This window comes from Candidatus Hydrogenedens sp. (genome assembly GCA_035378955.1).
In the GTDB taxonomy this organism is placed as follows: domain Bacteria; phylum Hydrogenedentota; class Hydrogenedentia; order Hydrogenedentales; family Hydrogenedentaceae; genus Hydrogenedens.
Genome location: DAOSUS010000026.1, coordinates 18,528 through 39,306 on the forward strand (window position 1 = coordinate 18,528; position 20,779 = coordinate 39,306).

Genomic DNA, 20,779 nt, shown 5'->3' on the forward strand with positions numbered 1-20,779 from the left:
AAATACACCTTTGATAGGTAAGTTCGATTGGGTAAAAAGATATTCGCTGACAAATAAAAGAGTGTGTATAATATATCAAAAAAAAGAATAATATCAAAAGTCTATATTTGTAGGTTATTTTTCGTTTTAAGAGGAAGAATAGGAGAAAAAGAATATGTCTAAAAAATGTATCATAGTAAAAGATGCTCCCCCTGCTGTAGGTCCTTATTCCCATGCTGTAAAGGCAGACAAATTTTTATTTATTTCAGGGCAGGGTCCTTTTAATCGAGATGGTTCTGGTGTAGTAAAAGGGACTTTTTCAGAACAGGTAGAATACACGATGGAGAATTTAGGGATTATCCTTAATGCTTGTGGATGCGATTTTTCAGATATTGTCAAGGTTACTGTATTTTTAACAGATATGAATTTGCTTTCTGAATTTAATCAAGTTTACAGTAAATTTTTTAAAAAGGATTATCCGGCACGTAGTTGTGTCCAGGTATCTCAATTACCAGCGGGAATTAGTGTAGAAATTGAAGCCATTGCCAAATGTAGAGACTAAAAGTATTTATGATTAAGAATTATTATTTGTTAAGTATTATCTGTGTATTTTTGTTATTGGCGTCTTTTCATGTTTTTGCTTCTGAATCTATGGAATTAAATAATCAGGGTGTGGAGGCATATAATCTCAAGGATTATGAGAGAGCAATTTTTTTATTATCTCAAGCAATGACATTAAATCCGGATAATGAAGTTATAAAAAATAATCTAAGTAATGCTTTACAGGCTTTAGCAGATGAAGAAAGCAAAAAAAATAATTTTAAAAAAGCAGTAGATTTAGTTGATAAAGCGATTAAAATAAACCCGAACAATTTTTTTGCTCATCTTCAAAAAGGGGCTTTTCTGTTAAACATGGGACAACTTATGGATGCTATTCGACATCTTGAAACGGCAGTTAAGTTAAAACCCGGTTATCTTGACGCTCATGAATTATTGGGCGAGGCTTATTATCGTGATAACGATATTTTGTCTGCTCGGACACAATGGGAATATGTTTTACAAGTAGACCCTAATCGGAAACAGTTAAAAGAACGATACGACAAGGCTTGTCGCGAAGAAGTTGTGGAAAGTTCTTTTAATAAAACGGTTTCTCAATCACGCCATTTTAATCTTACATATCCTAAGGAAGTTACATATCAAATTCGTTCGTATGTTCTTTCAGTGTTGGAACGGGCTTATCTCGAAATTGGAAGAAAATTAGGAGGAGTTTTTCCATCAGGACCTATACAGGTTATTCTTTACGATACCCAGCAATTTGGGGCTGTTGTTCAAATGGGACAGGGTGTAGGAGGGGTTTATGATGGAAAGATACGCATCCCTGTTATGAATGAGAAAGGGGAGGGATTGTCAGATGAAGAAATTAAACGAAGGATATACCATGAATATGTCCATGTAGTAGTTTTTGAGTTGCTTAAAGATAAAGTGCCGTGGTGGGTAAATGAAGGTTTAGCAGAAACTTTTTCTAAAGAGTTTTCAAATCGTGAGAGGACGATGCTGGAACAGTTTATTAATGATAAGGGATTGATATCTTATAATAATCTTGAAAAAATATCAATAAAAGACATGTTTGCCTCTGAGACAAAAATGTCTCAGGCGTATTTACAGTCTCATGCAACTATAAATATGTTATGGAGTAAATATGGACAGGGACGATTTCTTAATTTTATTCAAGCACTTAAACGCAGTGAAAATGTTGAAGATGCGTTACGCAATGTTTACCATATTGATTATGCGGGTTTGTCAAAGGGGGTTCTACAATCTATCCAGAGATAATTTTATAATGCAAAAAATATGGATATATCTATGTGTATTTTTCTTTGTAGAAGCATCTTTTTTAACTTATGCGGAGAACTGTTCTATAAAAGGTAGGGTGTTGGATAGTAATAATCTTCCTGTAAAAAATGCAGAGGTTTACTGTGAACAAAATTTAATGAGTCCTTTGATTCAGACTTTCACAGATAACGAAGGACAATTCAGTTTTCAAAATCTAACAGAGGGACCCACAGGTATTTTTGCAACTAATGGGGGTATGGCTTGGTCAGGAATTCATATAAATTTACCTGCAGAAGAGAATATAACAGATGTAGAAATTATCCTTATACCTGCAAAATCTTTAAAAGGTCGAGTTGTTGCATCTAACGAAAAAGGGAAAGAAATAAGTATTTCAGGAGCAGAAGTAGACCGTTTTGCCATATTGGGAGTGGAGAAAGTAGCTATTCCTTGTTCCAAACTTACTTCTTTTGGATATAAAAAAGTAGTTTCCGATGCAGAGGGCTTCTTTTTATTAGATAAAATTCCAGTAGGGCAGGCAATATCTTTAAAAGTAGTTCATCCCGAATATGCCGTTACAACCGTAGAGAATATCACTTCCGAATCTGAAGTCAAAATAGTAATGTCTAAAGGTTGTGTTGTATTGGGTTCTGTATATACTATCCAGAATGATAATAAAGTAAAGGTTGCTAATTCAGATGTTATCATAAAGAACACTCAACCTCCGTATGAAAGTATATGTATAAGAACAAATACGAATGGAGAATTTACAATCCGATTAAATCCGGGCATTTATATGTGTAAAGCAGAGACAATCCAAATGTTAAGTGCCGGATGGGAAATTAAAAAGATTGCAAATTCGATAGGAGAACATGTTGAAATACAAGTGTTCCCATCTGTTTATATTTCAGGACAAATTTTGGATGCTGTTTCGGGAAAGCCCGTTCCTGGTGCTAAAGTTTCTATTGAACAGGGGGGAAGAAAAGCATTATCACTTACTACGGGAAGAATGGGAAAATTTCGAGGTAAAGTTGTTCATGGCCAAGCAAATATTAAATTTGAGGCTATTCCGGGCTACACGATGCCGCAACCTTCACAGCTAAAAGTTGTTGTGAGTGGAAAAGATGAAATCGTATTACCCGGTGTATGGGTAAAAAAGGTAGATTCATTGAAAGTTAAACTCGTAACTCCTCAACAAAAAGTGTTAACAACGAATAGAGGAATTGTTTCCGTATTAACTCCTCCTCAATTAGGTTGGTATGCCGGTAATATTGATAACCTTTTTGAAGTGAAGTTATCTTCAATTCCTACAGAAGGAAAAATTATGGGGTATGCAGAGATACCTGAAGAGAATTTAGGAAATGTTTTTGTTGTGGATAATAAAGATATAGGGAAAATATGTGAAGCAAATTTATATACATTAGGTAAAGTAAAAGGTAGGGTGGTTAATAAAGAAGGAAAACCTATTTCTGATGGGATTTTTTCCTGTGTATTAAAAGAACACGGTTTAAATCAGGAATGTATATTATGGCAGGTTCTTTTGTCAGCCGATGGAACATTTTTCTGGAATTCTATCATTCCATTAAAACCACTTGTTTTCAGATTGTATGATAACCAGGGTTCTGTATTATGGCAATCTTCAGAGATGCAATTTTTAGAGGGGGAGAATAAAGATTTAGGTGATATTGTAATAGAAAAACCTATTATTGAAACAGATAAAGAATTATTAAATCGTGCTAATTTTAAGTGTTTATGTGGTGGGAATGAAATAGTAGATAAATTATTTAATGGTCCCTCTATTCTTGTTTATGTTGATAGTGCAGAAGTTCCCTTTATGCAGGAAGTATTGACGAATATAGGAAATATTATTGGGAGTGGTATAAATGTAGGGATGATAGTAGAAAATCAGATTGATTGCAATGGTATAACTATCCCGGTAATATCGGGACAAAGGCTTTCATCAGCCACGACATATTTGATAGATGAAGGTGGTAATGTAATATGTGGGACTTTGGGTTTGCCTGTGATGGTTCGTATGATAAAAAAATAAACATTCTATATTAAACGGATTTCCCTTAATGAGAAAATGGATTTATCCCGTTATATTTTTAGCAGGAAGTTATCTGCTGAATAATTTTGTATTTGCTTATGATATAAAGGGGATTGTGTATCAGCCGGATGGAAAACCTGCTTTTGATGTTGATATATGGTTGGTTCATGCCATTCAAGGAACAGAAAAGACAAAGGCAGATAAAGAAGGGAATTTTGTTTTTTTTAATTATAATTTTGGAGAAGTATCTCTTATTGCCAGAGACAAAGGACAACGAATAGGAGGAATTTCCTTTGTTCTTATGCAAGATGAAAGAGATATAACAATATCCCTTATTGAAGGAACAAAACAGAGATTAAAGATTTATAATCCTAATTTAAATCCTATTTCAGGTGCTTATATTCGGCGATTATGGATAACAGATAAATTTTGTGTTCCAGCAGAAGAATTGGCTGAACAGGGATATGGTTGGTTGCGTAGTAATGACGAAGGAGAGATTATTTTGCCAGGAATGCCTGTAAATGGTTTTATCCGAATAGTTGTATCTCATGTAGATTATGCAGATACTTATTTACCTTTTGTCCCTGTGAATGAAAAGAAAAGCATGGATATAATTCTGCAAAGAGGAACTTTAATACGGGGGAGAGTGGTAAAAGATGGTAAGGGGATAAAAAATGCCTCTGTTATTCCTTTACAGAAAGGGGCTAATAACCAGCGTTTTATACTCCCCGTTAAGACTGATAAAGAAGGTTTGTATCGTTTCCATCTTGATAAAGGAGAGTATCAAATCTTTGCAATGCATCCCGACTACCCCAACACAGTTCCAAAAGAAATATCTATTACGAATATTACGGAAGAAGAAATGGTGATTGATTTTGCTTTTCAAAATCCTTTGTATCTGCAAGGTGTAGTTCTGTTATACGATGGAAGTCCCTGTAAATTGGCTAAAATAGCAATTCATGAAGAAAATAGTGTAGAAGATTTTGTTTTTACTAATGAAAAAGGGGAATATGTATTAAAATCGAGTTCTGAAAAATTAAAAGTAAAAATATTGCCTCCACCAGGCTATATTACGGAAGAAATACCAGAAATACCCGTAGATTTTAAGGGCGAGAAAAGAATTACAATGCCCGTAGTTCGTGTCAAGAAGTTGCCTGAAATTCAAGGGAAAGTTATGTTTAGTGATGGGAAGGAAGGTGACCGTGTTTTCATTTATAGTAAAAATTTAGAGTTGCCATATTATGCAATTACGGATAAGGATGGAAAATTTCAAATTCTATTGGGCATAACTCCTGATACAAACCCAGTTCAGTTTGTAGCAGAACATGCTTTACGATTTGTTAGGAACGAGTTTGCTGTGGATATGTATAATGAAATTAAACCTTTGAATATAGTTTTGAATTCCTATGAACCTAACCAAGAGAAGTTTGTGAATAAAGGGTATGAAAATCGTTTATTGACTTTGATAGATAAGCCTGCACCAGATATAAAATGTCGCATATGGTTTAATTATAAAGGAAGCCAGAACCCTTTGCGAGAGATGGAAGGGAATGTTATTTTATTACTATTTTGGGGAGGATTTGACAGGACACCTCAGGGAAGAAAACATATTGAGGAGATGCGTGCTTTGTTTGATTTATATAAAGGCATTTCGGATGTCCAGTTTTTATCTGTTCATGATGGCACTTTTGATGATGATGAAATCCAAAATTATATAAAAGAATATGGAATAGAATTCCCCGTAGGAGTAGATACAGATGATGCTACCACCTTTACTCAATATACAATCGCATTTATTCCCCAATTTGTTCTTATTGATAAAAAAGGAATTATCCGTTACTCTGATGTTGAAGGACGTGCCGTAGAACTGATTAAAGTATTAAGAAGATTATAATTTAGGAAGATTTTATGCGATGGCTTTATTCACACGCTTCATTAAACGAGATTTTCTGCGGGCTGCTGAATTTTTGTGAATAACCCCTTTGGAACAGGCACGGTCTATTGTTGCAATGGCTTTTTTAATGGCGGTTTCCTTGAGTTTTTCATCACTGGCATTTAAACTTTGATATGCCTTTTTTATCATAGTTTTCATTGCAGAACGAATAGACGCATTCTTCATTCGTCTTTTTTCATTTGTGATGATGCGTTTCTTTTGTGATTTAATGTTTGCCATCGGTAAAAACAAAACTCCTTTTCGTTGTTATGTGTCTTACTTTTTGAGTAACTATTATAACAAAAAAAGAAAATTTATTTCAAAGAACGAAGGGAGTTGTAAATATGATATTATTAGTCAAAAATTTATATTTGAACTACTAACCTATATTAATGAATTTTTTATGAATGCCCTATTTAGGATTTTTATATTAACTATATGTTATTTAGGTTTTGCTCCTATTTTATGTATTTTCCCATCAAATAGGAGAAATAATTTTTTATATTTACATATAAGGCAATCCATAATACTTTGGTCATGGCTGTTTATAATCTCATTAATAATTGCTGGCTTTGTAGCTTTATTGTCCTTTCTTGTTATTTATTTTCCAGATTTCTATCAAAACTGGGATATCGAATTATGGTTTATTAGCATTACGCGAAAAATATTTTTATGCTGGGTTGTTTTTTTAATTTTTGGTTTTGGAAGTGCTTTATGGAATTCTACTAATTTATTGCCATTTATCATTTCCTGGATGAGAAATAAATGGCTTTTGGGATTTTCAAAATTTATAAATACCTTGTTGATAATTATGTTGTCTTTTATATGTTTTATAAATGTGTATGCTTATTTTTTATTATATCCGAGAGAGAATGTTCCCAAGGTTTATGTTTTATATGATAATCTTGACTATCTCCCCCAGTGTATTTTTAATTTAGGTTTTTTTCGTATAATTACAACAGGTTGCCATGTCTATGGAAAAGGAGGCGTGGCATTGAGGGTTATTGATAAGGAGAGTTTTGCAGAATCACTTAAAAATGCAGAAATTGTATTTGTTGCTTCTCACGGAATGGAAGAAGGTATGTTATCCCGCAAAGGAATAATTAAACCTGAAGATGTTCAAAAAATGGAAGTCAATAAGAATTTGAAATTTGTGTATCTATCTGCATGTAAAAGTGGTGCTCAACGAGAGGTATGGGAAAGGGTATTAAACCCTGCAAAAGTATTAACCTATAAAAGAATGACAGCGACATTCGAACATGCCTGGTGGTTCTGGAAACATGCCCCAAAGGTGATACAGGGAGAATATAAGGAGGAGTAAATTAAGAGTTAGGTAAGTGCAATTTTTGGGTTAATTTTAAGTATTGTTCTTCAGATAAAACACTGGGTTTGTGGATTAAGTGCGCAAGAAATAAAATTTTAGCGGAATGTTCTACCCGTTCAAGATAAGAATAGGCTTGAATTAAATCTTTCCCCACAGTGAATACACCATGTGATTTTAAAATAAGGGCATTGTGATTTCGTATCCATGGTTTTATAATTTCTGCCCCTTCTTTGCTTCCTGGTGTTGCATATTCAGTAGTGGGAACTTCTCCCAATGTCATTATAAGTTCTGGTAATATCGGTGTGCACATAGATATATCTATAAGAGATAATACGATGCTGTATGTAGGATGAGCGTGGACTATAGCAGAAATATCTTTTCGTTCATCATAAGCCGATAGGTGTGTGTAAAATTCAGAAGAAACAGACCCTTTCCCTTCTAAAACTTCACATTTATTATTTGTAAGAATTATTTGTTTAGGATTTAAATCTCCTTTACTTACATTACTGGGAGTGCATAGGAACAAATTTTTATCTACTCGAATACTTATGTTCCCATCGGTAGAAGAAATAAATCCATTTTGATACATTCTTTTACCAATTTCGCAAATAAGTTTTTTATATTTATCGTATTTGTTTTGTTTAGACATGATTAATCCTGATTTTTTGAGGCAGGTTTGTAAATAAAAGCCCAAATAAGAAAACAAATTGCAAAGGTTAAACATAAATGTATTGTAAGAACGATTATTAATTCAGGAGTTATTTTACCTTTAAATAGGCTCAAATAACATTCCCATAGAGGAACTGAACGCACTTTTTCGCCGTTTACTGTGATTTCTAATAAAGAAAAAGGTAGAGTGATAATTAAAAGCAAAAGATAATTAAGCCAGAACCAATATAAAGATAGAATGTTTGAAATAATATGAAGGGAAAAAATCTTATTCACAGGGAACTACGGTGCACCAATTTGAATATTTTTCATTTTCACCTTGAACAACCTGAAAATATATTTCCTGTAATTTTTTTGTGATAGGACCGGGTTGTCCATTTCCGATAATTCTACGGTCTACAGAACGCACGGGAGCTACCTGGGCTCCTGTTCCGCAGAAGAAAATCTCATCAGCGACATAAAGTTCTGTTCGAGCAATAGGTCTTTCAATTACATTAAGTCCTAATTCTTTTTTTACCAGTTCAATTACTGTGTTTCGTGTAATCCCCACGAGAATGGTTTCTGAACGGGGAGGAGTTATCAATTCTCCTTGATGTACCAAGAAAATATTCATAGCACTTCCTTCGACAACCATTCCATTTTCATTTAGGAAGATAGCCTCACTAAAACCGGCTTGTTTGGCTTCAGAAGCGGCTAATGCTGAATTAATATAACTTCCTGTTGCTTTAACACGACTTGGAATAGCATTATCTGCCAAACGACGCCATGAAGATACACAAACATCCAAGCCGGATGTTATATCGCAATAATCCCCTAATTTAATCACATAACAGCATAATTTGCTTTCAATCCCTTTTAATAGAGGTCCCAATGATAATTCACTTTTATATATAATAGGTCGTATATATACTCCTTCCTGAAATCCACTCTTTTTTACAAGGTCTATGCAAATGTTTTCAATGTTTTCAGGTGTTTCAGGGATTTCCATACAAAGAATACGGCAATTCCTTACCAGACGGTCTATATGTTCTTTTAAACGGAAGATAAGAATTGCCTTTTTCTTTTTGGAATAATAACCGCGAATTCCTTCAAACAAACCTGTGCCATAATTAAATGCATGTGTCATTATGCTGATTTTTGCTTCTTCAATAGGAACATACGCTCCTTCAAAATATGCGAATTTTCCAGGAAACATTTGTGCCATGGGACTTACTCCTTGTAAATAAAAATAAAAAGAACTCAGTTCATTTTAATACAAACTGAGTTCTTTACTCAAAAAGATAATCAAATGTTCTGTTTAAATTTTGTAGGAGTTGATTATCTCTTCTGCAATGGGGTCAGGAGTTATATCCGTATTCCCAATAATTACTCGATTTGAAGAAATGCGCCATTCCGGTTGATGGGCATGTTCATAATATATATCGTTTATTCTTCTTAACAATTCTTTAGACTCCGTTAAATCAGATTCTATTAAATCTCTCATAGAAAGCAAACCAATTACTTGCTTATTTTCATCTACCATGATAAGATGACGCACACCATTCATAAACATTAACATTTTTGCTATTTTTATATCCTCATTTTCGTCCACATATATAAGTCGAGTGTTCATTATTTCTTTAATATGTACATTTTTGGGGTCTAAATTTTTATAGAGTACTTTTCGGACAATATCTTTTTCAGAGATTATACCGATTATATTCCCTTCGTCATTAGATACCATTGTGGCACTTATATTGTGGTCACAGAAGAACTTTACAGCATCCTGTACCGTTTTATTTTGGTTGATGGGCAAGTGTGCCCTAAGTTTAATACTGTCTTTAAGTGATGCCATTGTTTTACCCTTTCTTGTTTTGTTAGATGTTTCTAATTTGGTAAACAAATATAAATATTGATATATTCCTAATAGCAAGATTAAAGTTTAATTAAATGTTATTTATTAATTTTTAAGGAGGTTAAATATGGCAAAGGTAGTAACAGCAGATGAAGTAGTGAGACTTATTCCTGATGGTTCTTCGGTATTGATTGTTCCCATGCCTTCAGAGGAGGTATATCCTGCGTTTGCTCGTGTATATCAAGAGACCGGGCACCCCAAAGATTTAACTGTAATATGGGCTGCAGGATTAGGCCCTTTGAGTGAAGAACCTAAGGGTATGAATCACTTCGCAGTGCCGGGTATGGTGAAAAGAATTATTGCGGGGCATTGCGGATTAAACCATAAGGTTATGAAATTTATTGCGAGTAATCAAGTTGAAGCATATAATATTCCTCAGGGGGTAATGTGTGAATTATATCGGGAAATGGCAGGAGGAAGACCGGGACTTTTATCAACGGTAGGATTAGGAACCTTTGTTGACCCGAGATATGGCGGTGGAAAAGTTAATGAAAAAACAAAATCATGTGAAGATTTATCAGAGATAGTTACTATCGGAGGAAAAGAATATATACTATATCATTCACTTCCCTGTAATGTTGGAATTATCCGTGGAACAACAGCCGACCCTTATGGAAATATTACAGTAGAAAAAGAAGCATTGGTAATGGAAATATTGGAAGGTGCAATGGCAGTAAAGAATAAGGGTGGTTTTGTCATTGCTCAGGTAGAAAGGTTAAGTGATGAGCCTGCCAGACCTTGTGATGTTCGTGTGCCAGGTATTTTTGTGGACTATCTCGTAGTAGCCCAATCCCCAGAAGCACATCCTCAAACACTTTTTGTTCAATATGACCCTTCTTTTTGTGGACATGTTCAGGCAAATCTTGAAGATGAATTAGAACCCATGCCGTTAAATTTTGAAAAAGTAATTGCACGAAGAGCATTTATGGAACTAAAACCGAAAATGATAATAAATTTGGGTTTTGGTATTCCTACGGGCGTTGCAAAAGTAGCATTTGAAGAAGGAGTATTTAATGAACTTACCATGACTACAGAAATAGGTGTTATCGGTGGAGTTCCTGAATCAGGAAAGAATTTTGGCCCTGCAAAAAATCCTCATGCTTTTCTTTCCCAATCTGCGATGTTCGATTTCTATGATGGCGGTGGTTTAGATATGACCTGTGTAGGAATGGCACAGGTAGATGCTGAAGGAAATATTAATGTTAGTAAAGTGGGTCCTATTACAATAGGTCCTGGGGGCTTTATTAACTTAACACAATCCGCCAAGAAATTAGTTTTCTGTGGTGAGTTTACTGCAGTAGGAAGCAAAGTCGAGGTTAGCGATGGAAAAATAAACATTGTAAGTGAAGGAAAAGTGAAAAAGTTTATACAAAAGGTAGAACAAATAACTTTTAGCGGTAAGTTTGCGATAAAAAATAATCGAGATGTTACTTATATAACAGAGAGATGTGTGTTTAAACTTGTTCCTGAGGGGCTTATGCTAACAGAAATTGCACCCGGAGTTGATTTGGAAAAGCATATTTTAAGTCAGATGGAATTTAAGCCTATTATTCCGGGTGAAATCAAAACAATGGATGCAAGATTGTTTCTTCCGGGACCGATGAATGTTAAAGTTAAATAGTTTATATAAGGGAAGTTTAAGAATATGCTTAAAGAAGATTGGTTTGAAATAAAAGGTGAAAAATTTTATCGCCGAACATGGCTTTCAGAAAATAACCCCACGATAGCAAACATGGTGTTAATTCATGGATATGGGGAACACTGTTCAAGATATGACTATGTGGCAGAGCAAATGAATAAACAGGGAATAAATGTTTTTTCATTTGACCAACGGGGTTTTGGACATTCTCCCGGTAAAAGAGCATGGATAAATCGTTTTGAGGATTTGCTTTCTGATTTGGATATGTTTCTAAAGGCAATTGCCAAAGAATTAGAAGGATTTCCTCTGTTTTTTATGGGACATAGTATGGGAGGCATGGTCCTTGCTCGTTATATGCAAACAAGAAAAGATACTCGGGTGGATGGTCTTGTTTTTTCAAGTCCTTTCCTCGCTATAAATGATGATGTGCCAGAATTTTTATTAAAACTATCCGGTATATTAGCAAAGTTTTTACCATGGCTACCTGTATCAAAAGTGGATAATTCAGGATTGGCAAAAGATGTTGAGGTTGTAAAAAGAGCCGATGAGGACCCATTAGGGTATCATGGAAGTGTTAGGGCTCATACAGGTTATGTTTTCTACCAGATAATAAAAGAAATTCATGCTAATTTTAATTTAATTCATCAACCTGCAATTATAATACATGGGAAAAAAGATAGAATTGTCCCATTTGCAGGTAGCATCGCTTTGTATGAAGGGATTGCCTCAAAAGATAAAGAAATTCATTTATTTGAAGAGGGCTATCATGAGATATGGAATGATTATGAAAAGGACGAAATGATAGCAAAAATTTATGAATGGATTAAGGAACGGGCACAAAATAAAAAAATATAAAATTTGTAGTATTTAATAAACTTTCTGAAATGTTTTAAAATATTAGGTAGGATTTTATTATTTTAAATAAGCAAAAAGAAGAAAGGTTTATGATAAACAGAAAAAATACACAATCGACAGACCCGCGGGAAATTATCCAATGGACCCGTAGATATGCACAAAGCCGAACAATATATTTTTTAGTGCAATGGTGTTTAATAGTTTTTGTTATATGTATAACAGGTTTGGTTGCCAGTTTAACCCAGCAAGCATACATAGCAGGCAACAAATCTCTATTTTACACTTCGGTTATATTTCTTGGCATAACTTTCTTTTTTTTCATCTGGATTTCGGTATCTCGATGGACGGCAGAACTTGTATGGCAGATTACTTTATGGTTTTATGGGAGAGAAGGATTTGTTTCCCCTGAAGAAAATACTCGTTCCAAACAATTACCACGGTGGGTAATTGCTTTAATCGGTTTGATGTTGGTTTATCATATTTTTGGAGCCATACTAATTTCGTTCCGATATCTTCATCTGCAATATTTACAACCTTTCTCTGCGGTTATTTTAGTGCCTGTTTTGTGTGTGTTGATTTATTATCAAGGATTAGGTTTTTGGGCATGGCTTTGGCCTATATTGTACGGACTACATGCTATATTATTATTGGCAGGGGTTCCCATAGATTTTCCTTCACCTTGGTACTTGCTGAATATTATGGTTCCTATTTTTGGATATGGATTAATTGCTATCCTTATAGGTCATATATATAGTCGTTATGCTTTGTGGAAGTTAAAAACAGTGACAAGACAGGGGCTTGAGATAGATACCAATGACGAAGTTTCAGAAGAGAAATAAGATATCGAATAATAAAGGTGCATTATAAAAATGGCTGAACTCGACCGTCTCATACATGAACCTGCCCGTTTGAGAATTTTGACAATTCTTGCGGGAGTAGAGGCGGCTGATTTTAATTTTTTATTAAATACCTTGGGTTTAACGAAGGGAAATCTTTCTTCACATATGGACCGACTTGAAAAAGCAGGATATGTAAAAGTCGAGAAATCATTTAATGGACGTGTTCCTCACACGGAGTTTCAAATTACCCCTCAAGGGAAAGAAGCATTAGAGGAATATTGGAGACAATTAGATAGTATTAGAAATTTAAATACAAAATCGGAAGGGAAAGAATAATCCAGATTTTTGTTTTATATATTAAGTTTTAACGAATTATCTTCACCAGATTTTCCAACAGAATAGAACACTGTTCTTTTGTCCCAATCGTAATGCGTAATGTGTTTTCTAACCGTCTCATAGGAAAATAACGAACGAAAATATTTTTCTCTTTTAATTTTAAATATATTTCTTGAGCAGAGGGGTTTCCATTCCATATAGCGAGTAAAAAGTTAGATTGAGAATTAGGGACAATAAAACCAAGTTTTTGTAACTCTTTCTGTAAGAAACGCCGTGTTGCTTTAATGGTTTCAATGTGGTTCGATATTTGATTATAGTTTTCCAATGCTTTTATCCCGATTTTTTGGGTTAAAACATTTACATTGTAAGAGTCTTTTACTTTAAACATATCGGATATAAGTTCAGGATTGCCTACGGCAAATCCCAAACGAACTCCTGCAAGACTAAACGATTTAGAAAAGGTCCTACCTATAATTACATTAGGATATTCCTTTGCCCACGAGATATAACTGAAATCACAAAAGTCTACATAAGCTTCATCAATAAATATTATTTGTTCTTGATTACTACAAATCTCTTTCATGATTTCAGGAGGTGTAGGAACTCCACTGGGTGCATTAGGGTGTGTTATAAGCAGTAATTTAGAAGAGTTCCATGTAAAAGGTGGGACTATATTAAAATCTTCATTTAAGTCATGATATTGAAATTTACATCCCTGTAAATCTGCAAGGACTTCGTATAGTGAATATGTGGGATATGTAGCAGATATTGTTTCATGATAATCAACAAAGGTCCGTATTAATATCGAAAGGATTTCATCCATACCATTTCCCACGAGAATCCATCGTTCATCGGGGATATCATATGTATGGGCAATTTTTTGTCGAAGTTCCAATGCAAGTGGGTCTGGATATTTCCGTAATTGTTCTGAAGTAATTTCTTTTAATGCTTGCAAAACTTCAATAGGAGGAGGAAACGGGTTTTCATTTGTATTTAATTTGATTACATGGGTTTCTTTAGGTTGTTCTCCCGGAGTATATCCTTCTATTTTATTTAATCTCTGAACACAATATTTACTCATAACGGGTATCCCTTCGGTTTCCTGTTCGTATTTCTACGGAAAATGCATGAGCAGTTAATCCTTCAATTTCCGCAAAGGATATAATATCATTTGCTTGACTTAGCAATCGGCTTTGAGAATAGAAAATATAATTTGAAACTTTTCGGAAGTCTTCTACTGTTAACGGGGAACTGAAACGGGCTCTTCTACCTGTAGGTAGGATATGATTGGGACCTGCGATATAATCCCCTACGGCTACAGGGGTCATACTACCAAGCATAATGGCTCCTGCATTTTTTATTTTATCCTCAATTTTGCGAGGGAATTCTGTTTGTATATTTAAATGTTCCGGTGCAAAATAATTGGTTATCTCAATAACCTCATCCCAATCCCTTGCTATAATATACGCTCCATAATTATTAAGGGATTTTTCAATAATATCTTTCCGTTTAAGGTTCTCTAAAAATTGATGTAATTTTTTATCAACTTCAAAAATAATATCTTTATCCGATTGTGTCGTGAGTAAAACGGAGCATGCATTTTCGTCGTGTTCAGCTTGGGCAAGTAATTCTGAAGTTACAAAATCAGGATTTGCATTTTTATCTGCGATAACGAGAACTTCTGAAGGTCCTGCTTCACAGTCAATATCAACAATTTCCCGCACCAGGGCTTTTGCCATAGCAACATAGATATTCCCGGGACCTGTAATCTTATCAACAGCAGGGATATGTTCAGTGCCATAAGCAAGACCAGCAATAGATTGGGCACCGCCTATACGAAATATTCTTGTTACACCTGCTAAATGTGCTGTGGCCAAAACTACGGGATGTATTGTTCCATTGTATGAAGGAGGAGAGACCATGATAATTTCTTTTACACCGGCTACTTGTGCCGGGATTACATTCATTAATACAGAAGATGGATAGAAGGCTTTTCCACCGGGAACATATACACCTGCTTTTTCAATAGGCGTTATTTTTTGACCAATAATAGTTCCATCTTCAAGGGTTTCTTCCCATGAATTTCTAAGATATTTTGAATGAAAATAACGAATATTTTGAGCAGAAGTCTCTATAATCTTTAGTATTTTAGGGTCTAATGCATTAAAACTTTTAATAATTTCTTGCTTGGGAATCTCAAATTCTTCAGGAGTTAAAGAAACACCATCAAATCGAGATGTAAACTCCGCAATAGCACTGTCCCCATTTTTCTTTACAGTGTTAACAATCCATTGTACTGTTTTTATAACGGAATCTTTGTTGTCCTGAGAAACATCCTCTGAAGAATAACGAGAATTAATCCATTGTTTAAGTTGGTATAAGTGGGAATCGTTTAGAATTTCAAATGTTCTCATTACTTTTACTCCTCATGAATACGCTGTATGTCAGCACCAAGACTGGCAAGTCGTTCTTCTATCCGTTCATATCCTCTATCTAAATGATAGACCCGAGATATAATTGTTTCTCCTTCTTTAGCCATAAGCCCTGCAATCACAAGTGCAGCACTGGCTCTTAAATCAGAAGCCATAACCGGTGCCCCATAAAGTTGCTTTACACCGCGTATAATTGCCGTATTTCCTTCTAAACTAATATCTGCGCCCATTCGTATTAGTTCTGCAGCATGAAGGAACCTATTTTCAAAGACAGTCTCTTTTATAATACTTGTTCCTTCTACACAGGTAAAAAGAGCCATCATTTGTGCCTGTAGGTCAGTCGGAAAGCCGGGATAGGGGAGAGTTGTTATATTGATTGCTTTTAAGGGTTTAGCAGGAGACTTAACACGGATAGAGTGTGTGCCTATTTGTATGTCAGCACCCATTTCATTAAGTTTTGTAATAAATGTGTGGAGATGCTCCGGGATTACATTATTTACCTGAACATCGCCATTTGTAGATAGTCCCGCAATAAGAAAAGTTCCTGCTTCAATTCGGTCAGGAATGACATGATGTTCGGTTCCTTTTAAAGATTTTGTTCCTTTTATTGTTATAACTTCTGTCCCAGCCCCTTCTATTTTAGCACCGAGTTTATTAAGAAAATTGGCTAAATCTACTATTTCAGGTTCTTGTGCGGGATTGAATAAACGAGTAGTCCCTTTAGCCCGAGATGCGGCCATCATAAGATTTTCAGTAGCACCAACACTTGGAAAATCTAAATAAATATCAGCCCCTTTTAATTTTCCTTCTGCAATAACATAACCTTCTTCCAACCGTATACGGGCTCCTAATTGTTCCAATCCTTTTAGATGTATATCAACGGGACGGGTTCCAATAGCACAACCTCCTGGTAAAGATACTCGGGCTTTGCCATATCGGGCTAATAAGGGACCTAATATAAAAAAAGAGGCACGCATTTTGCGAACAAGGTCGTAAGGAGCTACAGGGGAAATCCGATTAGGAACAGAAATTGTCATATATCTTCCTGTAAACTCTATCTGGACACCCATCTGGGTCAATAATTTATCCATGGTAAATACATCATGTAAGCAGGGAACATTATGCAGAACACATGGAGATTCTGCAAGAATTGATGCTGCCATTAAAGGTAATACAGCATTTTTTGCTCCATGAATCGAAATTTTGCCTCGTAATGGATTATTACCGTGAATTATTATTTTATCCATAGTATTAAAATTTCTTAAAAATTATAAAAGATAAAAAGATTAATATTTATTTTACTAAAGTTGACAGCCTTTTTTATAAAAGAAATATATCGTATAAAACAAGTAAGTCTATTGATTAGAGGTAGGTGTTTCGGAAGGAGATTTTTCTCCCGCAGAGGATTGATTGTTACTCGGAGGAGTTGTTGTTGTTTCTATAGGTGGCGTATTTGCTTTATTATTATCCACGGTTACAGGAGTTGTTGTGTTGGGAGTTTTATTATTAAACAAAGCATCCAATTCCTTACTTTGTTCTGTGGAAATTTCATTTGTGACTAAGTTAGGAGCGGTACCTTTCCCAACTTTACCAGATATTGTTGAAAGCAAAATGGCTAAAACCATAAATATCCCAGCACTGATATAGGTAAGTTTTTGAGGTAAGGTTCGTGCTAATTTGGGACCGAAAACAGACTCAGAACCCGGACTTAATCCGAAAGCACCAGCAAAACCTGCCCCTTTACCTTTTTGGAGTAATACAATAGTGATTAAAGCAACACAACAAGGTAAGTATACAAGAACAAGTAATACCCACCAAAATGTTGTTAATGAAAAGATAGTTTCTAACATAGTCTGTTAAAATATCCTTTTAGGGTTAAAATTTATAAGCATGCCTTAATTATTTGAGCAAAACTGTCTGCTTTTAAGGAAGCACCACCGACAAGAAATCCATTGACATCGGGTTGAGATATAAGTTCTTGTGCATTTTCAGGTTTTACACTTCCACCATACTGAATCGGGATGTTCTCTGCAGTTGATTTTCCGAATTCCCTTTCTATAAGTGACCGTATAAATGCATGGGCTTCTTGTGCCTGTTCTTTTGTTGCGTTTTTACCCGTTCCAATAGCCCACACGGGTTCGTAAGCAATAACAACACTTTTTAACTGGTCCGCGGTTAAATCACGAAGTCCCTCTATAATTTGTCTTCTTAAAACGGATTCAGTCTGATTACCCTCTCTTTCATCAAGGGTTTCCCCAACACAAAACATAATTTTTAATCCTGTTTCTACGACATATTTTAATTTTTGATTAAGTAAAGAATCGGTTTCATTAAAATACTGCCTTCTTTCACTATGCCCAATGATAGTCCATTGACATCCTACATCCAGCAACATTTGTGGGGCTATTTCCCCGGTGTAAGCACCGGATTCTTTTAAGTAACAATTCTGTCCGCCTAATTGTATATTCGTGCCTTTTATAATCTCTGAAACAGGATAAAGACTTGTAAAAGGAGGACAAACTATTATATCTACTTGGTTTATGCCTTCAACTAAAGTTTTTAAATTTTTTACGAGTTCTATAGCTTCATTTACTTTTTTATTCATTTTCCAGTTACCGGCGATAACAGGCTTAATCATGTAGCAAATTCCTTATAATGTATTTATTTTAGTTAAAACAAAAATAACTTACCTAATTTTTATTTCGGGAATGGATATATAGAATATCATAAAATAATGTTATATATCAAAACCTATTTAACAGATAGGGTTCTCTGTTTCGTAGATGTTAAGATTTTAATGGATGAAAAGCATTTAATCAGTATATGGGATATATCTTCTATATAGGTATAAAAAACGGGAACTACTACAAGTGTTAGGATAGTTCCTAAAATCAAACCTCCTACAAGGGCTTTTCCTAATCCTGAAAACATAACCGCACCCCCTGTTTTGGCAGTTGCTAAAGGAACAAGTCCAAGAATAGTTGTTAGTGCCGTCATCATTACCGGTCGAAGTCGGTCTTTGCTTGCTTGAATAATGATATCTATTAAATCTTTGGTTTCTCTCTTCCTCAGGAAGTTAATATGGTCAACAATTACAATACCGTTATTTACAATGACACCGACCATAAGAACACAGCCGATAAGAGTAATCATATCCCAATATGAATTTGTAAAATAAAGTGTCCAGGATGACCCCACAAGGGAAAGAGGGACTGTTGTTAAAATTACAAGAGGAAGAAGAAGAGACTCAAAAGTAGCACACATTACAATATATATTAATACAATAGCCATACTCATCGTTATTGCAAAATTGGTTAAGTTTGTTTGTATTTCTTCCAATTCAATACCGTAATTAAGGTTATACCCATCGGGCAAATCAAGTTGAGATATAATTCCGGATAGTTCTTTTTTTATAAGGGTTAAATCTTCTGTATTTGCTTTTGCACGAAAATTAATAACATTTCTTCCATTGTATCTTTTTACTACTTCAGGACCGGGTTTCCGTTCATAAGTAACTACCTGATGAAGAGGAACTAAGCCTCCTTTACTGGATATCACTTTCAAATTATCTAAATTAGCCTTGGTTTTTCTATCTTCCTCTTTGTATTGTAGCCACACAGGTATTTCGCGTGTTCCCTCTTTTAGGTAAGGAAGTTGCGCCCCTCTTAATGCTGTATCAATAGTTTGGGCTATTGTAAAGGGATTAATCCCTTGTTCATCTATTTGCCATTCGTTCATTGCCACCCGCATTTCTTGTTTCTTTTGTTCCACATCCATTGTTATGTCTGTGAAGATAGGATTTTTTTGTAAGGTAGATTTTATTCGTTGTGCTTGTTCATAAAGAACCGTATTGTCTTTTCCCGTTAATCGTAAGGTTACTTCTCGTGATGTTCCTGATTCACCGGTATCTGCGATTGAAAACTCTAATTTTCCGCCAGGAATTTGAGAAGGAAGGGTATTCTTTACGATGGTCAAAGCTTCTTCTGTGGTGCAAGGTGGATTTTCCCCAATCTCTCCATCGTCTTCTGTATATAAATAGACATGAATTTCTCCACCATTATCTCCGTGGAAAAGAAGAATATTTTTTATAGCAATTGAATCTCTAAGGGGTTCTAATTTTTGCGAAAGTTGGTCAAACAAATCTCTTACTCGGTTTGAATCAAAATTCTGGTCTAAAGTTACTTTAATATCTACTTCTCGAGTGTCTAATTTAATCAAATCTTTCATTCCTACAGATTTTATTGGGATTAGATACGAGACTATTAGAAAGAGAGACAATCCAATAAGGAAAGCCAATCTGTTTTTTAATGACCATCGTAGACAAAGTTCTAATAAAAAATATACTTTTTCTAATATTCTGAAACTTCCTGCTTTGTCTCGGATAAAGATTAATATTTTGCTTAAAGAAATAAATATTTTGTTTTTCGAAATAATCATTTCTGAAGGGAATCCAAAACTTAATATCAACGGAACAATAGTGAGAGCAATAAGCAAGCTTCCCAGTAATGCCACAATTAGTGGTCCCCCTAACTGTTGCATAAAAATGGACATTCTCCCAGCTTCCAGATAATACATGGGTAAAAACACAACAATTGTTGTTAATGTTGAAGCAGAAATGGCTACTCCCACTTCAGATGAACCACGAGTAGAACTTGTAATTCTATCATAACCTAACTGCTGATAACGGATAATATTTTCAACCACAACAATTGCATTATCCACTAACATACCTACGGAAATAATAAGGGATACCATGGTGATTATATTAAGGGACATATCCGCAAAATACATAAAAATAATGCCAATCATTAAGGAGGAAGGAATAGCAAAAGATACAATAGTAGTAGGAATTATGCGATGTAAAAACAGTAGGAGAACAACAAAAGCCATGATTCCCCCATAGATTCCCTCACTAAAAAGATTATTAAGTGCACGGTTTATTAGGTCGGACTGGTCAAAAAATGTTTTTGTGGAACTTCCAGAAAACACATCTTCTGAT

At 34.8% G+C, this 20,779-nt stretch carries 19 protein-coding genes; 9 read left to right on the plus strand and 10 right to left on the minus strand.

The genetic code is table 11. From position 1 onward, the window contains the following. Nucleotides 1-154: 154 nt before the first annotated feature. From PLA12_07175 to PLA12_07190, 4 genes are read left to right on the plus strand one after another with little or no spacing between them, the layout of a single operon-like run. A complete protein-coding gene (locus PLA12_07175) occupies nt 155-541 on the plus strand; it encodes a Rid family detoxifying hydrolase (protein HOQ32276.1) in 387 nt (128 codons plus the stop codon). An 8-nt stretch (nt 542-549) separates the two neighbouring features. Then, on the plus strand, nt 550-1,812 hold the full coding sequence (locus tag PLA12_07180; protein HOQ32277.1) for a tetratricopeptide repeat protein: 1,263 nt from the start codon (nt 550-552) through the stop codon (nt 1,810-1,812). 7 nt (nt 1,813-1,819) lie between these two features. After that, the gene (locus PLA12_07185; GenBank protein HOQ32278.1) at nt 1,820-3,859 is read left to right on the plus strand and encodes a carboxypeptidase-like regulatory domain-containing protein; all 2,040 of its coding nucleotides are present in this window, start codon (nt 1,820-1,822) and stop codon (nt 3,857-3,859) included. A 28-nt stretch (nt 3,860-3,887) separates the two neighbouring features. Next, complete coding sequence (locus PLA12_07190) at nt 3,888-5,753, plus strand: redoxin domain-containing protein (protein HOQ32279.1); 1,866 nt, start codon at nt 3,888-3,890, stop codon at nt 5,751-5,753. A gap of 12 nt (nt 5,754-5,765) precedes the next feature. Here the strand turns inward: PLA12_07190 and rpsT are convergent, their stop codons facing one another. Beyond that, nucleotides 5,766-6,032, minus strand: a complete 267-nt coding sequence (gene rpsT / locus PLA12_07195; GenBank protein HOQ32280.1) for a 30S ribosomal protein S20 — start codon at nt 6,030-6,032, stop codon at nt 5,766-5,768. A gap of 748 nt (nt 6,033-6,780) precedes the next feature. Between rpsT and PLA12_07200 the strand changes: the two genes are divergently transcribed. After that, complete coding sequence (locus PLA12_07200; GenBank protein HOQ32281.1) at nt 6,781-7,113, plus strand: hypothetical protein; 333 nt, start codon at nt 6,781-6,783, stop codon at nt 7,111-7,113. Nucleotide 7,114: 1 nt separating this feature from the next. Here PLA12_07200 and PLA12_07205 read toward each other — a convergent pair whose 3' ends face one another. From PLA12_07205 to PLA12_07215, 3 genes are all read right to left on the minus strand, one after another. Further along, complete coding sequence (locus PLA12_07205) at nt 7,115-7,765, minus strand: class II aldolase/adducin family protein (protein ID HOQ32282.1); 651 nt, start codon at nt 7,763-7,765, stop codon at nt 7,115-7,117. A 288-nt stretch (nt 7,766-8,053) separates the two neighbouring features. Further along, nucleotides 8,054-8,989 carry a branched-chain amino acid transaminase gene (locus tag PLA12_07210; protein HOQ32283.1) on the minus strand — a complete coding sequence of 312 codons (936 nt, stop codon included), beginning with the start codon at nt 8,987-8,989 and terminating at the stop codon, nt 8,054-8,056. A gap of 93 nt (nt 8,990-9,082) precedes the next feature. Further along, a complete protein-coding gene (locus PLA12_07215) occupies nt 9,083-9,619 on the minus strand; it encodes a CBS domain-containing protein (GenBank protein HOQ32284.1) in 537 nt (178 codons plus the stop codon). Nucleotides 9,620-9,746: 127 nt separating this feature from the next. Between PLA12_07215 and PLA12_07220 the strand changes: the two genes are divergently transcribed. The 4 genes from PLA12_07220 (at nt 9,747) to PLA12_07235 (ending at nt 13,348) form a co-directional block, all read left to right on the plus strand. Further along, nucleotides 9,747-11,300 (plus strand): CoA-transferase, encoded by a 1,554-nt coding sequence (locus PLA12_07220; protein HOQ32285.1) that lies wholly within the window; start codon nt 9,747-9,749, stop codon nt 11,298-11,300. Nucleotides 11,301-11,324: 24 nt separating this feature from the next. Then, the gene (locus tag PLA12_07225; protein ID HOQ32286.1) at nt 11,325-12,173 is read left to right on the plus strand and encodes a lysophospholipase; all 849 of its coding nucleotides are present in this window, start codon (nt 11,325-11,327) and stop codon (nt 12,171-12,173) included. An 89-nt stretch (nt 12,174-12,262) separates the two neighbouring features. After that, nucleotides 12,263-13,012, plus strand: coding sequence for a hypothetical protein (locus PLA12_07230; protein HOQ32287.1), 750 nt, complete (start codon nt 12,263-12,265; stop codon nt 13,010-13,012). 30 nt (nt 13,013-13,042) lie between these two features. Continuing rightward, entirely contained in the window at nt 13,043-13,348 is a 306-nt protein-coding gene (locus PLA12_07235) for a transcriptional regulator (GenBank protein HOQ32288.1), read from the plus strand. 28 nt (nt 13,349-13,376) lie between these two features. Here the strand turns inward: PLA12_07235 and hisC are convergent, their stop codons facing one another. The 6 genes from hisC to PLA12_07265 form a co-directional block, all read right to left on the minus strand. Then, nucleotides 13,377-14,429 carry a histidinol-phosphate transaminase gene (hisC, locus tag PLA12_07240; protein HOQ32289.1) on the minus strand — a complete coding sequence of 351 codons (1,053 nt, stop codon included), beginning with the start codon at nt 14,427-14,429 and terminating at the stop codon, nt 13,377-13,379. Then, nucleotides 14,422-15,762, minus strand: coding sequence for a histidinol dehydrogenase (hisD, locus tag PLA12_07245; protein HOQ32290.1), 1,341 nt, complete (start codon nt 15,760-15,762; stop codon nt 14,422-14,424). The genes hisC and hisD overlap by 8 nt, the downstream gene beginning before the upstream one ends. A gap of 5 nt (nt 15,763-15,767) precedes the next feature. Next, nucleotides 15,768-17,027, minus strand: coding sequence for a UDP-N-acetylglucosamine 1-carboxyvinyltransferase (gene murA, locus PLA12_07250; GenBank protein HOQ32291.1), 1,260 nt, complete (start codon nt 17,025-17,027; stop codon nt 15,768-15,770). 108 nt (nt 17,028-17,135) lie between these two features. Beyond that, complete coding sequence (gene secG, locus PLA12_07255) at nt 17,136-17,630, minus strand: preprotein translocase subunit SecG (GenBank protein HOQ32292.1); 495 nt, start codon at nt 17,628-17,630, stop codon at nt 17,136-17,138. 32 nt (nt 17,631-17,662) lie between these two features. After that, on the minus strand, nt 17,663-18,418 hold the full coding sequence (gene tpiA, locus PLA12_07260; GenBank protein ID HOQ32293.1) for a triose-phosphate isomerase: 756 nt from the start codon (nt 18,416-18,418) through the stop codon (nt 17,663-17,665). A gap of 113 nt (nt 18,419-18,531) precedes the next feature. Continuing rightward, a partial coding sequence (locus PLA12_07265; GenBank protein HOQ32294.1) for an efflux RND transporter permease subunit occupies nt 18,532-20,779 on the minus strand: 2,248 nt, incomplete at its 5' end.

Excerpts from the sequence above, each read along its gene's own strand:
- PLA12_07205 (HOQ32282.1), bottom strand. The coding sequence starts at position 7,765 with ATGTCTAAACAAAACAAATACGATAAATATAAAAAACTTATTTGCGAA.
- hisD (HOQ32290.1), bottom strand. The coding sequence starts at position 15,762 with ATGAGAACATTTGAAATTCTAAACGATTCCCACTTATACCAACTTAAA.
- secG (HOQ32292.1), bottom strand. The coding sequence starts at position 17,630 with ATGTTAGAAACTATCTTTTCATTAACAACATTTTGGTGGGTATTACTT.
- PLA12_07230 (HOQ32287.1), top strand. The coding sequence starts at position 12,263 with ATGATAAACAGAAAAAATACACAATCGACAGACCCGCGGGAAATTATC.
- rpsT (HOQ32280.1), bottom strand. The coding sequence starts at position 6,032 with ATGGCAAACATTAAATCACAAAAGAAACGCATCATCACAAATGAAAAA.
- murA (HOQ32291.1), bottom strand. The coding sequence starts at position 17,027 with ATGGATAAAATAATAATTCACGGTAATAATCCATTACGAGGCAAAATT.
- PLA12_07235 (HOQ32288.1), top strand. The coding sequence starts at position 13,043 with ATGGCTGAACTCGACCGTCTCATACATGAACCTGCCCGTTTGAGAATT.
- PLA12_07175 (HOQ32276.1), top strand. The coding sequence starts at position 155 with ATGTCTAAAAAATGTATCATAGTAAAAGATGCTCCCCCTGCTGTAGGT.
- tpiA (HOQ32293.1), bottom strand. The coding sequence starts at position 18,418 with ATGATTAAGCCTGTTATCGCCGGTAACTGGAAAATGAATAAAAAAGTA.
- PLA12_07225 (HOQ32286.1), top strand. The coding sequence starts at position 11,325 with ATGCTTAAAGAAGATTGGTTTGAAATAAAAGGTGAAAAATTTTATCGC.
- PLA12_07185 (HOQ32278.1), top strand. The coding sequence starts at position 1,820 with ATGCAAAAAATATGGATATATCTATGTGTATTTTTCTTTGTAGAAGCA.
- PLA12_07220 (HOQ32285.1), top strand. The coding sequence starts at position 9,747 with ATGGCAAAGGTAGTAACAGCAGATGAAGTAGTGAGACTTATTCCTGAT.
- PLA12_07180 (HOQ32277.1), top strand. The coding sequence starts at position 550 with ATGATTAAGAATTATTATTTGTTAAGTATTATCTGTGTATTTTTGTTA.
- PLA12_07210 (HOQ32283.1), bottom strand. The coding sequence starts at position 8,989 with ATGGCACAAATGTTTCCTGGAAAATTCGCATATTTTGAAGGAGCGTAT.
- hisC (HOQ32289.1), bottom strand. The coding sequence starts at position 14,429 with ATGAGTAAATATTGTGTTCAGAGATTAAATAAAATAGAAGGATATACT.
- PLA12_07190 (HOQ32279.1), top strand. The coding sequence starts at position 3,888 with ATGAGAAAATGGATTTATCCCGTTATATTTTTAGCAGGAAGTTATCTG.
- PLA12_07215 (HOQ32284.1), bottom strand. The coding sequence starts at position 9,619 with ATGGCATCACTTAAAGACAGTATTAAACTTAGGGCACACTTGCCCATC.